10 protein-coding genes are annotated in these 12,185 nt (G+C 61.9%); 9 read left to right on the top strand and 1 reads right to left on the bottom strand.

The window, feature by feature from the left end; translation table 11 throughout:
• Positions 1 to 86 precede the first annotated feature (86 nt).
• The 7 genes from Q0907_RS13160 (at position 87) to xth (ending at position 10,349) form a co-directional block, all read left to right on the top strand.
• On the top strand, positions 87 to 698 hold the full coding sequence (locus Q0907_RS13160) for a hypothetical protein (protein ID WP_299345488.1): 612 nt from the start codon (positions 87 to 89) through the stop codon (positions 696 to 698).
• 400 nt (positions 699 to 1,098) lie between these two features.
• Positions 1,099 to 2,637 (top strand): class I SAM-dependent DNA methyltransferase, encoded by a 1,539-nt coding sequence (locus Q0907_RS13155; protein WP_299345485.1) that lies wholly within the window; start codon positions 1,099 to 1,101, stop codon positions 2,635 to 2,637.
• Positions 2,634 to 3,803, top strand: a complete 1,170-nt coding sequence (locus Q0907_RS13150; RefSeq protein WP_299345482.1) for a restriction endonuclease subunit S — start codon at positions 2,634 to 2,636, stop codon at positions 3,801 to 3,803. The genes Q0907_RS13155 and Q0907_RS13150 overlap by 4 nt, the downstream gene beginning before the upstream one ends.
• Entirely contained in the window at positions 3,804 to 4,649 is an 846-nt protein-coding gene (locus Q0907_RS13145) for a hypothetical protein (RefSeq protein ID WP_299345480.1), read from the top strand.
• A 192-nt stretch (positions 4,650 to 4,841) separates the two neighbouring features.
• Positions 4,842 to 6,002 carry a Fic family protein gene (locus Q0907_RS13140; protein ID WP_299345477.1) on the top strand — a complete coding sequence of 387 codons (1,161 nt, stop codon included), beginning with the start codon at positions 4,842 to 4,844 and terminating at the stop codon, positions 6,000 to 6,002.
• Between the two features lie 18 nt (positions 6,003 to 6,020).
• On the top strand, positions 6,021 to 9,422 hold the full coding sequence (locus Q0907_RS13135; protein WP_299345474.1) for a DEAD/DEAH box helicase family protein: 3,402 nt from the start codon (positions 6,021 to 6,023) through the stop codon (positions 9,420 to 9,422).
• Between the two features lie 156 nt (positions 9,423 to 9,578).
• Positions 9,579 to 10,349, top strand: coding sequence for an exodeoxyribonuclease III (xth, locus tag Q0907_RS13130; protein WP_299345471.1), 771 nt, complete (start codon positions 9,579 to 9,581; stop codon positions 10,347 to 10,349).
• A gap of 96 nt (positions 10,350 to 10,445) precedes the next feature.
• Here xth and Q0907_RS13125 read toward each other — a convergent pair whose 3' ends face one another.
• Positions 10,446 to 10,703, bottom strand: coding sequence for a GlsB/YeaQ/YmgE family stress response membrane protein (locus Q0907_RS13125; protein WP_055939203.1), 258 nt, complete (start codon positions 10,701 to 10,703; stop codon positions 10,446 to 10,448).
• A 189-nt stretch (positions 10,704 to 10,892) separates the two neighbouring features.
• Between Q0907_RS13125 and Q0907_RS13120 the strand changes: the two genes are divergently transcribed.
• Together Q0907_RS13120 and rsmG are read left to right on the top strand one after the other, a co-directional pair.
• A complete protein-coding gene (locus Q0907_RS13120) occupies positions 10,893 to 11,507 on the top strand; it encodes a 4'-phosphopantetheinyl transferase superfamily protein (RefSeq protein WP_299345951.1) in 615 nt (204 codons plus the stop codon).
• Positions 11,504 to 12,160, top strand: a complete 657-nt coding sequence (gene rsmG / locus Q0907_RS13115) for a 16S rRNA (guanine(527)-N(7))-methyltransferase RsmG (protein ID WP_299345468.1) — start codon at positions 11,504 to 11,506, stop codon at positions 12,158 to 12,160. Before Q0907_RS13120 ends, rsmG begins: the two co-directional genes overlap by 4 nt.
• Positions 12,161 to 12,185: the final 25 nt, after the last annotated feature.

Below are 12,185 nucleotides of genomic sequence, written 5' to 3'. Positions count from 1 at the left end.
ACTTGGTCCGCGACATAGGCTAGATCCTGAGGTTAGAAGTTCCGCCGAAGCAGCCCCGGAAAGGCGCTTCCGCACTGGATTTAGGTATGGCCGCGAAGCTGAGAAACCGGAAACCCATCGAAGCGGCGACATATCTTTCAATCGACTGCCTGAGCCTTGCCCGCATGCCGGCCGGCCGGCACAAGCACGGCAAGGCAGTGCGGGCCGTCAAGATCCGGCATCGGCTCCAGAACCTCACTGTTGCGGAGACAGACCTTCAGGCCGAGTTTGACCAGACTGGAGGTGCTGTCGCGCTCAAGCATCGCGGGGTCGATGGAATGCTCATTGAGCATACTGTGCGCCTTGAGCCCGTCCCCCAGCACTTCGGTGGGCAGCGTTGGTTTTTCGTCTGCCCGAGGACCGGGGCGCGGGCCCGGAAACTGTACCGCTACCCGGGCATGCTCGAATTCAGCTGCAGACAGGGCCTGCCGACAAACATCACTTATCACTGCCAACGGGACAGTGGCGCAAAGCGCGTAATGCGCCAGATCTGGAAACTACGCACCAAGGTAGGCGACAGCCGCGGCCTCCTTGGAACACTCGGCCAACCCGAAGGCATGGACGACTCAGCGTATTTCCGCTCTGCCACTCGCTACTTGCAACTCGCTGACCGACTGGACTTCTCGACCCGTGACATCAAGCTACGGCGAACCCCATAGGGTGGCCAACCGAAAAGGCACCCGGCGCCGTCACGACGATGGACACTGACGACCAAAGGGCGTGGGTGACAAGGCTCGCCACGCCGCCGGCGGGGTCGAGGCTAGCACTTTCGCTAAGGGCTAGCAGAAATGCCGAGTTGGACGAGAACTCCGATACGGTCCCGCGAGGAGTGGGCAGAATCGTGCTGTCGCGCGGGACAGGACCGGGACAGGTACATGCCGCCACGCGGAACAAGCCTGGGACAGAGACGCGCGTTCCCGCGTGACAGGACACGGACACGAGATCCCTCAGGTCCCACCACGCCCCACCCTCCTAGCCGAAACATCCCTTGACCTGCAAGGTTATGCACCCGAAAGCGGCCTCGTGCTTCAATGTCAGGCTTGGAAACGGGAATTCTTCATGCTGACCGGCGACATCCGCAATCAAGTCAACGCCATCTGGGACTCGTTCTGGGCGGGCGGCATCTCCAACCCCATGGAGGTGCTGGAGCAGATCACCTACCTGCTGTTCATCCGCCGGCTGGATGACGCCCACACCCTGGAAGAGTCCAAGGCGCGGGTGCTGGGCAAGCCCATGGCCAAACGCATCTTCCCGGAGGGCAACGACCCCAAGGGCCGCCCCTACGACGACCTGCGCTGGTCGCGCTTCAAGAACTTTGCCCCGGCCGAGATGCAGGTGGTGGTGGGCGAGCACGTGTTCCCCTTCCTGCGCAGTCTTGGCGGCGACGGGTCCACCTACGCCCTGCACATGAAGGACGCCCGCTACACCATCCCCACGGCCGGCTTGCTGGCCAAGGTGGTGGACATGCTGGACCGCCTGCCCATGGAGGACCGCGACACCAAGGGCGACCTGTACGAGTACATGCTGGGCAAGATCGCCTCGGCCGGCCAGAACGGGCAGTTCCGCACCCCACGCCACATCATCCAGTTGATGGTGGCCCTGACCCAGCCTACGGCGAAGGACATCATTTGCGACCCGGCCAGTGGCACCTGCGGCTTCTTGGTAGCCGCCGGCGAATACCTGCGCGACGTGTACCCGAACCTGTTCAACGACACTGCCGCCCGCGAGCATTTCCACAACGGGATGTTCCACGGCTACGACTTCGACAACACCATGCTGCGCATCGGCAGCATGAACATGGCGCTGCATGGCGTCGATAACCCGGACATCCGTTACAAGGACTCACTGGCGCAAGACCATGCCAGCGACGAAGAACGCTACAGCCTGATCCTAGCCAACCCGCCCTTTGCCGGCAGCCTCGATTACGAGAACACCGCCAAGGACCTGCTGGCCATCGTCAAGACCAAGAAGACCGAGCTGCTGTTCTTGGCGCTGTTCCTGCGCCTGCTCAAGCCCGGTGGGCGCGCCGCCGTCATCGTGCCGGACGGCGTGCTGTTCGGCTCCAGCAAGGCGCACAAGGCACTGCGGCAGATGCTGGTGGAGGAGCAGAAGCTGGATGGCGTAATCTCCCTGCCGGCCGGCGCCTTCAAGCCTTATGCAGGTGTGTCCACCGCCATCCTGCTGTTCACCAAGACCAATTCGGGCGGCACCGACCATGTCTGGTTCTACGACATGCAAGCCGATGGCTGGAGCCTCGACGACAAGCGCCAGCCATTGCTAAGCGAGGACAAGCTCGGCACAACGCCTACGCAGCCCCTTAGCGAAAGGGAGCATGCGAAGAACAACCTCCCCGACGCGCTGATGCGTTGGAACTTGCGCGACAGCAGTGAACGCGAGCGAGCGCGTACCGCGCAGAGCTTCTGTGTGCCCAAAGCCGACATCGCGGCGCAGGGGTATGACCTGTCCATCAACCGCTACAAGGAAGTGGTGCATGAGGCAGCGGAGCATGAACACCCACTGGAGATTCTTGCCAAGCTGAAGGAGCTTCAGGCTGAGATTCACTCTGATATGGATGAGCTGGAAAGGATGCTGAAGTGACGACCGCTCAAGTTCGTGTCGGAGAGATTTCAGAGCAGGTTCGAGGCGTCACCTACGGAAAAGGCGACGCCAGCGATACCGCCCAGGACGGATACCTTCCCATCTTACGCGCAGGAAACATTACAGAGACCGGTGCGGTTTTTGATGACCTCGTATACGTTCCAGCGGGTCATGTAGCCCCAAAGCAGATTCTACGCTCGGGCGACGTATTGATCGCGGCATCCAGCGGAAGTTTGGACGTCGTGGGCAAGGCCGCTCCAATTCTGAGCGACTATGAAGGTGCCTTCGGTGCGTTTTGCAAGGTTCTGCGCCCGAATCAGGCCAGGGTAAATCCAAGCTATTTCGCACATTTTTTCAAGACCGCTGAGTATCGCCGCATCGTCTCTGGCTTGGCCGCCGGGGCAAATATCAACAATCTGCGAAATGAGCATTTGGACGATTTGCTCATTCCACTCCCTCCCCTCCCCGAACAACAGCGCATCGCCGCCATCCTCGACAAAGCTGATGCACTTCGCACAAAGCGCCGCGAGGCATTGACCCAACTCGGCCGTCTCGCGACATCGATTTTTCTCGAGATGTTTGGAGATCCGGCGAAGAACCCGAAGGGTTGGCCTGTTCGAGCACTCAAGGAGCTTGGCAGGGTTTCCACAGGGGGCACGCCACCGAGCGCTAAGGAAGGGATGTTTGGAGGCGATATACCCTTTGTTACCCCGGGCGATCTTGAGAGCGGCAAGCCTGTAAGGCGAACGGTCACCGAAGCAGGCGCTCAGGAAGCCGGGACTATCCGCGCTGGCGCCTCGCTGGTGTGTTGCATTGGCGCCACTATCGGCAAGATGGACGCTGCGTTAGTTCGCAGTTCGTTCAATCAACAGTTGAACGCCGTGGAGTGGTTCGAAGATTGTGTAGACGACAGTTACGGCTTAGCTTCCCTGAAGTTTTTCAAACCGACCATTGTCGCTTGGGGAGCTTCTACCACTCTGCCAATTCTGAAGAAATCTAGCTTCGAGAAGATTTCCATCCCGACCCCGCCAGTCGCAATGCAGCGAGAGTTTGCTAGGTGCGCTCGCGAAGTCTCTCGAATTGAAGAGAAGTTGCGAAGCGCGCTAGAGCGGGACACGGAGTTGTTTAGCTCGCTCCAGAGCAAGGCATTCCAAGGGAGCCTCTGAATGCGTGGCGAATTCATCGCTGTCTGGTCGGAGACATGGCAAGCAATTTGGCTCCCTTTGACTGAGGCCGAAGACGTGCCGGCGGATGTCTACTGTGAACTTTACCGTGAGTTGTCCAAATCCTTTGCGGAGCCTCCAAGCGTTGAGGCACTCGCTGACATCGTCGACGACTCCCAGCAGAGTCGGCAAGCACTCATAAACTCGGGAAATGCTCGATTCTCTAGCGAAAGAGCGCTAGTGCGCTTCTTCGAGGCAGCCTACGAAGTACTTGAAGACCTGCAGGGCGACGAACTAGCCAACCGCTATTTCGGCCTGCTCTCCGATTTCATCGAGAAGTACAGCCTCGGCTACTCCCTGCGTCGTCCTTGCGCTCTGAGCCCTACGTTGCCTGGCATGTTTGCCGACATGGCCAATGCACTAAAGCGCCTGACCAGTACAGATGCCCACCTTGCCGCTCTATCCCTCGCCCATGACGAGGCCGTTCGCGACCTCCGGTACGGCGCCACCGATGAACGCATCAAGACCTGTCTCAACAAGCAATTCATGTTACTGGAGGCAATTGCGTCAGTGACGCTAGGGATCCCCGCCCAAACGCTAGGTAGGGCTTGTAGCAACTTGACGACATGGCCGCACGCAACCATCAGAGAGTCGCTGAAGCAGTTGTATGGCTTTGCATCGGACTATCCGGGTGTCCGGCATGCTGGAAACCCGGCCGGTCAGCTTCGGGAGATTGACACTAACGACTTGGCGGCCCTGTCGATCCTGCTGATGGGTTACTCCCCGTACCTCACCGGAGCGCTAAAGACCAACCTTGGCGCCCTGCTGGCCCCAGAGAGCGGGCACTAGATAGGCAGCGGTCTGGCGTAGTTGGCCCACCCCAACTTTGGAGATATTCGGACAGTCTGCTCGAGTTATCCACTGTGAACAATTAGTGCAAAATATTGTTTTTAAAAGGCTTTTCTTGAATACCTGAAGATGCTTCGCCACTCTTTTGCAGATAATGTGGCAAACTCTCGGAGTTCCTGTTGGGGAGCGAACATGCCCACCTTCAACCATTACGACCTTGACCTGCTCAACCCCGGATTCGACTCCCCGCTGGTCGATGTCATCACCGAGCTTGAGCACCTGCGGCGCCTGCGGTTGGGCGGCAGCACACCCGAGCCGGTCTTCCTGCAGCTCAAGCACATCTTCCACATGCTGGAGAGTTTGGGGTCGGCCCGGATCGAGGGCAACCACACCACGCTGGCCGACTACGTGGAGAGCCGGCTGGACGTGAAGCCAACAAAGCCGTCCGACCAGCTGCGCGAGATGGCGAACATCGAAGACGCGATGAGCTTCATCGAAGACCACTTCGCGCCGGGTCAGGATGTGACCGAACACTTCTTGCGCGAGCTCCACGCCATGACCGTCCGGGGACTGGAGCGCGAAGGGGACCCGACGCCCGGGGCGTACCGGCTAAAGCCGGTCAGGATTTCGCAATCCGAGCACCTGCCGCCCGATCCCGTGGCGGTGCCGCAGTACATGGCAGAGCTGGTGGAGTTCATCAACCGGGCTGACTCGGCCAAGTACGACCTGATGAAGGTTGCGCTGGCGCACCACCGCTTCGCGTGGATCCATCCTTTCAGCAACGGCAACGGCCGGGTCGTGCGCCTGCTGACCTATACCCTGCTGATCAAGTACGGCTTCAACGTGAAGGCCGATGGCCGCGTGCTCAACCCGACAGCGGTCTTCTGCAACGACCGTGACCGCTACTACGCCATGCTCAGTCAAGCCGACACCGGCACGCAGGAAGGGCTTGAGAGCTGGTGCGTATACGTGCTCAGCGGCATGCTCGACGAACTCCAGAAGGTGGCCCGCCTCGCCAATGCGGAATACCTGATCGATCGGATCCTGATTCCGGCACTTCACTACGCCCGTGAACGTGAACTGGTGACGCCTGTCGAGGAGCGAGTCCTGCTCACTACAGCGCAACTCGGGGTCTCGAAAGCCAATGACCTGAAGGGTGTCATGCCGAAGCTGACCGACCGGCAGCGCACCTATCAGATCAGCAAGCTGGTGGAGCGCGGCATGTTGTTGCCCATTCGCGAGGGTGCGCGGCAGTACACCGTGGGATTCGCCAACAACTTCCTGATTCGTGGCGTCATCCGGGCGTTGTCGCACGAGGGCTTCATTCCTGACACATTGAATCGGCCGCAGTAGCAACGATAGGGCGTAGACATGAGCAACTTCAGCTTCCTGCGCCCCGAGTGGGGCTTCTTGCACGAGGCAGCGCATCGAGCGGAACTTGCGGTCCACAGCGACCCCCGAACGGCCTGCTTCTATGCGCGCCGGAGCTTGGAGCTTGCCGTGTCATGGCTCTACGCCCATGACAAGGCGTTCAAGCCTCCCTATCAGGACAACCTGAGTGCGCTGATCTTCGAGCCAAGCTTCCGCCAGCAGGTGGGCAATGCTTTGTTCACCAAGGCCAAGCTGATCAAGGACCTTGGCAACATGGCGGTCCACAGCCAGAAGAAAGTGCTGGAAAGCGACGCCATCGCCGCGACCCGCGAGCTATTCCACTTCTGCTTTTGGCTGGCCCGCCAATATGGACGTACCGACCGGCCCGATCCGGGCCTGACCTTCTCCCTTGCGCAAATTCCGAAGGCCGAGCAAGGCACCACGCTCACTCAGGCGGCCCTGCAAAAAGTTGCCGAGCAACTTGCGGAACGGAATGACGCCCTTGCGATCCTGCGTGATGAGAAATCCGCGCTAGACGCCGAGCTGCAGCAGCTGCGGGCCGAGGTGGCCGCCGCGAAGAAGGCCAATGCCGCCGAGCCGGACACTCATGACTACTCCGAGGCCGAGACCCGCAAGGCGTACATCGACCTGCTGCTACGCGAAGCCGGCTGGAACCTCGACCCAGAGAAGAACTTCGAAATCGAAGTCACTGGCATGCCGAATGCCGAGAACAAGGGGTTCGTGGACTACGTGCTCTGGGGCGACGACGGCAAGCCGCTGATGTTGGTGGAAGCCAAACGCACCACTCGCAGCCCCAAGGTCGGCCAGCAGCAGGCCAAGCTGTATGCCGACTGCTTGGAGGCCCAGTACGGCCAGCGCCCCGTCGTCTTCTACTCGAACGGCTACGAGCACTGGATCTGGGACGACCTTTCCTATCCGCCGCGTCCCGTACAGGGCTTCTACAAGAAGGATGAGCTTGAGCTGCTGATCCAGCGCCGCAGCAGCAGACGGAAGCTGGCCGAGGCCGTCATCAACCCCGCCATCATCGAACGGTACTACCAGACTCGGGCCGTACGCCGTGTCGGCGAGACGTTCGAGGTGGATCACCAGCGAAAGTCGCTGTTGGTGATGGCGACAGGCTCTGGCAAGACCCGCACGGTCATCGCGCTGGCGGATGTCCTAATGCGCAGCAACTGGGTCAAGCGCGTCCTGTTCCTTGCCGACCGCGTTGCGCTGGTGAACCAAGCGGTGAATGCGTTCAAGACCCACCTGCCAGACGCTGCCCCGGTGAATCTGGTGACCGACAAGAACACCGATGGCCGGGTGTTCGTCTCCACATATCCGACGATGATGGGATTGATCGACGAAGCCCAAGATGGGCAGCGCCGATTCGGCGTGGGGCACTTCGATCTGATCGTGATCGACGAAGCCCATCGCTCGGTCTACCAGAAGTACCGCGCCATCTTCGACTACTTCGATAGCCTTCTGGTCGGCCTGACTGCCACGCCCAAAGACGAGATCGACAAGAACACGTATGGCCTCTTCGATCTGGAGACCGGTGTCCCGACCGACGCCTATACCCTCGAGCAGGCCATCGCGGACGGACATCTGGTCAAGCCAGTCCCCATCTCGGTGCCGCTCAAGTTCCAGCGCCAAGGGATCAAGTACAGCGAGCTGAGCGAGGATGAGAAGGACCAGTGGGATGCACTGGAGTGGAACGAGGAGGGCACGATCCCCACCGAAGTGGATCCGGCAGAACTCAACCAGTGGCTGTTCAACACCGACACGGTGGACAAGGCGCTGGAGCTGGTGATGACCAAGGGCCACACGGTGGCCGGGGGGGATCGGCTGGGCAAGACGATCATCTTCGCAAAGAACAACGACCACGCCGACTTCATCGTCGAGCGGTTCAACGTGAACTATCCGCACTACAAGGGCCATTTCGCCCGCGTGGTCACCTACAAGACCGAGTACGCGCAAAGCCTGATCGACGACTTCTCCAACAAGGACAAGGCGCCCCACATCGCGGCATCCGTGGACATGCTGGATACCGGCATCGACGTGCCGGAAGTGGTGAATTTGGTCTTCTTCAAGATCGTCCGATCCAAGACCAAGTTCTGGCAGATGGTGGGGCGCGGCACGCGACTGTGCAAAGACCTCTACGGCCCCGGCGAGGACAAGCAGGATTTCTACATCTTCGATTTCTGCGGCAACCTCGAGTTCTTCAGTCAGAACCCGGAGTTCGTGGAAGGCTCCTCCACCGAACCGCTCTCGACCCGGCTGTTCAAGGCTCGGCTGCAGGTTGTACTGGAGCTCGATAAGCGACTGAAGCAGGACGGCAGCGTGGCCGAAGGCGACGTTGCCTACGGCGAAAGCCTCACCGAAGGGCAACTGCGAAGCGACATCGCCAAGATGCTGCACGAGAAGGTCGCGGCGATGAATGTGGACAACTTCGTCGTCCGACCGCAGCGCCGCTACGTCGAGAAATTCACCAATACCGAGGCATGGAGCTCGCTCGGCGCGGAGGACGTTGAGGATCTCACCACCAAGCTGGCCGGCCTTCCCTCGGCTCTCATCGATGACGACGAGGAAGCAAAACGCTTCGACATGCTCGTGCTGCGCGCCCAGCTCGCCATCCTGCAAGCCAAGCCCGAGTTCGCAGCCTTGCGGGAACGCATCCAGCGCATCGCCACCGAGCTCGAGGGCCAGATGGCCATCCCGGCCATCAAAGCCGAAGCGGTACTGATTCAGGCGCTGACCAGTGATGAATGGTGGGAGGGCGTGACCGTCCCGATGCTGGAGACAGTGCGCCGTCGCCTTCGCGCCCTCATCAAGCTCATCCCTAAGGGTCAGAAGAAGATCGTCTACACCGATTTCGAGGACGAGCTAGGCGAGAGCACGGTCATCGACTTGCCACAGGTGACGGCCGGCCTGAACATGACCAAGTTCAAGGAGAAGGCGCGTGCTTTCCTGAAAGCCCACGAAGCGCATTTGTCGCTGCAACGCCTGCGGCGCAACCAGCCGCTGACGGCGACCGACTTGGACGAGCTGGAGAAGATGCTGCTGGAAGCAGGCGGCACGCCGGCACTCATCCGAGAAGCCAAGGAGCAGAGCAGCGGCTTGGGCCTCTTCGTTCGCTCCTTGGTGGGCTTGGAGCGCGACGCCGCGATGCACGCTTTCAGTGAATTCATCAGCGGTGGCACCGCTACGCCGAACCAGATTGAATTCATCCATCTTGTCGTTCAGGAGCTGACCGAGAACGGGGTGATGGAGGCCGACCGGCTCTTCCAGTCCCCGTTTACCGACGTCAACGCCCAAGGGCCGCTGGGCGTATTCCCGCCAGCGAAGGTGACCCAGCTTGTTGGGGTATTGGCGCAGATTCGGGGGCGAGCGGTGGCGTAAGCAACCATCCCCTGACGACAATGAGGGTGGGCCGACCAGCGGCACTTCCCTCACTGTCCAATAGGCCATTTTTTGGTAGCTAGCCGGGTAGCTAGATCGGGATTTGTCGGACGAGATAGCTTTATCTTATTGACTTACCAAGGAATTATTACCTAGATGAAGATCGCCAGCTGGAATGTCAATTCGCTCAACGTGCGCCTGCCGCACCTCACGCAATGGCTCGGTGCGTTCGCACCGGATGTGGTGGGCCTGCAGGAAACCAAGCTGGAGGATCACAAGTTTCCCGACACCGCGCTGGCGGAGGCGGGCTATCGCAGCGTGTTCGCCGGACAGAAGACCTACAACGGCGTGGCGCTGCTGTCGCGCGAGCCGATCGGCGACGTGCAGGTCGGCATCCCCGGGTTCGAGGACGAACAGAAGCGCGTGATCGCCGCGACCGTCGGCGACGTGCGCATCATCAACCTCTACGTGGTCAACGGCCAGGACGTGGGTACCGACAAGTACGCCTACAAGCTGCGCTGGCTGGATGCGGTGCATGACTGGCTGGCCGCCGAACTGCAGGCGCATCCGAAGCTGGTGGTGATGGGCGACTTCAACATCGCGCCGGACGATCGCGACGTGTTCGACCCCAAGGTCTGGAACGACGACCACATCCTGACCTCAACCGCAGAGCGCGCCGCACTCCAGCGCCTCTATGCGTTGGGCCTGCACGATGCCTTCCGCCTGCACAGCGACGAAGCGAACGTCTACAGCTGGTGGGATTACCGGATGGGTGGCCTGCGCCGGAACCTGGGCCTGCGCATTGACCTGACGCTGGTCTCCGACGCGCTGCGCGCGCATGCGGTGGAATCCGGCATCGATCGCGAACCACGCACCTGGGAACGACCGAGCGACCATGCGCCTGCGTGGGTGCGGCTGGGCGGATGAACCACAGACATGAAGAAGGCCCGGCGGATGCCGGGCCTTCTTCGTGCCACGGGCCTTGGGTGCGTCTCGAACGCGCACGCGGCCGCAGCGGAACCGTTACCTCGCGCGGCCTCGCGTGAACAGGTTCACGATCAGCAGCAGTACCACCGCACCGATGAAGGCGGTGAGCAGGAAGCCGACCCAGCCGCCGCCCAGGCCCAGGCCCAGCGTCGGCAGCAGCCAGCCGCCCAGGAAGCCGCCGATGATGCCGACCACGACATTCAGGATGATGCCCTGGGAACCGTCGCGCTTCATGACGATGCTGGCGAGCCAGCCGGCGATACCACCCACGATCAGATAGATGAGAAAATTCATTGCGTTGCTTCTCCCTCGATGGACAGGACCCCTTGGCGCGGGGCACGCTTCAATTTCCAACGCACTGCGTGAAACCGTCGTTAACTCCGTGGGGGAAGCTTCCGTGCCCGTGCTTGATAGCGCCATCGCCGCAGGCTTGCACGCTGTGCCGCACCACGACGCAGCGTCGCTAACGTGAGTTGGCGCGACATGCCGGCGGACTGGCGATGCGACGGGATCGCGCTGTGGCTGCTGCCGCATGCGCCACGGCAACGCGGCGAGCCCGCTGCGCGCGCGCATCTCGCGCGTGCGCTGGACATGCCGCCGCAGGCGCTGCCGATCACCCGCGATGCACAGGGTCGGCCGCACTTCATCGCGCCGCTGCACCACCTGGAGACCGGCTGGAGTCACAGTGGAGACGCGCTGTTGCTGGCACTGGGCGAAGACGTCGAGCTGGGCGTTGACGTTGAACGCCTTCGCCCGCGTCCGCGCGCGATGGAACTGGCGCACCGCTTCTACCACCCCGAGGAAACCCGCTGGCTGCACGCCATCGAGGACGATGAGGTCCGCCTGCTCGCGTTCGTGCGACTGTGGTGCGTCAAGGAAGCCGTGCTCAAGACGCATGGCCAGGGGATTTCCTTCGGCCTGCATCGCTTCCACGTGGACCTCGGCGACGAGGGCGCACGCCTGGCCGCGTGCGATCCCGCGCTCGGCAAGGCCAACGACTGGCGCCTGCACGAATGGTCCCCCGCACCCGGCTACCGCGCCGCGCTGGCCTGGCATCCGCGCGGTGCGGCATGGCGGCCTGCGATAATGCCGCGATGAACGACACTGCCTTTCCCGCCGACCTGCGCGACGACCTCCACCGCGGCCTGGTGTCGCTGGGCCTCGACGCCGAGACGCTGGCGCCACGCCTGCTGGCCTACCTGGCCCTGCTCGATCGCTGGAACAAGACCTACAACCTCACCGCCATCCGCGACCCGCGCGAGATGGTCACCCGCCACCTGCTGGACTCGCTGGCGATGCATCCGTTCGTGGACGATCTCGCCGCGCGCGGCGGCGCGCTGGCCGACCTGGGCACCGGCCCCGGCCTGCCCGGCATCCCGCTGGCCATCGCCAAGCCCGGTCTGCGGGTGACCCTGGTGGAGAGCAACGGCAAGAAGGCGCGCTTCCTGCGCGAAGCCGTGCGCACGCTGAAACTCGACAACGCACGCGTGGCCGAATCCCGTGCCGAAGCGCTCGACGAACCGCAGGCCTACGACGCGCTCACCGCGCGCGCGCTCGACGTGCTGGCCGGCATCATCGCCGTCGGTGGCCACCTGCTGAAGCCCGGCGGCGCGCTGCTGGCGATGAAGGGCGTGCGCCCGGACGACGAGATCGCCGCCCTGCCGGGCGGCTGGTCGGTAGACACGATCCAGCCGTTGACCGTGCCCGGCCTGGTCGGCGAGCGCCACATGGTGGTCGTGCGTCGCGACTGAGCGCCTCGGGCATGCGCCCGCGCGA

This window comes from uncultured Pseudoxanthomonas sp., assembly GCF_947498795.1.
In the GTDB taxonomy this organism is placed as follows: domain Bacteria; phylum Pseudomonadota; class Gammaproteobacteria; order Xanthomonadales; family Xanthomonadaceae; genus Pseudoxanthomonas_A.
Note: the sequence above shows the minus strand (reverse complement) of the source record. Positions and strands in the feature narration are given on the sequence as shown.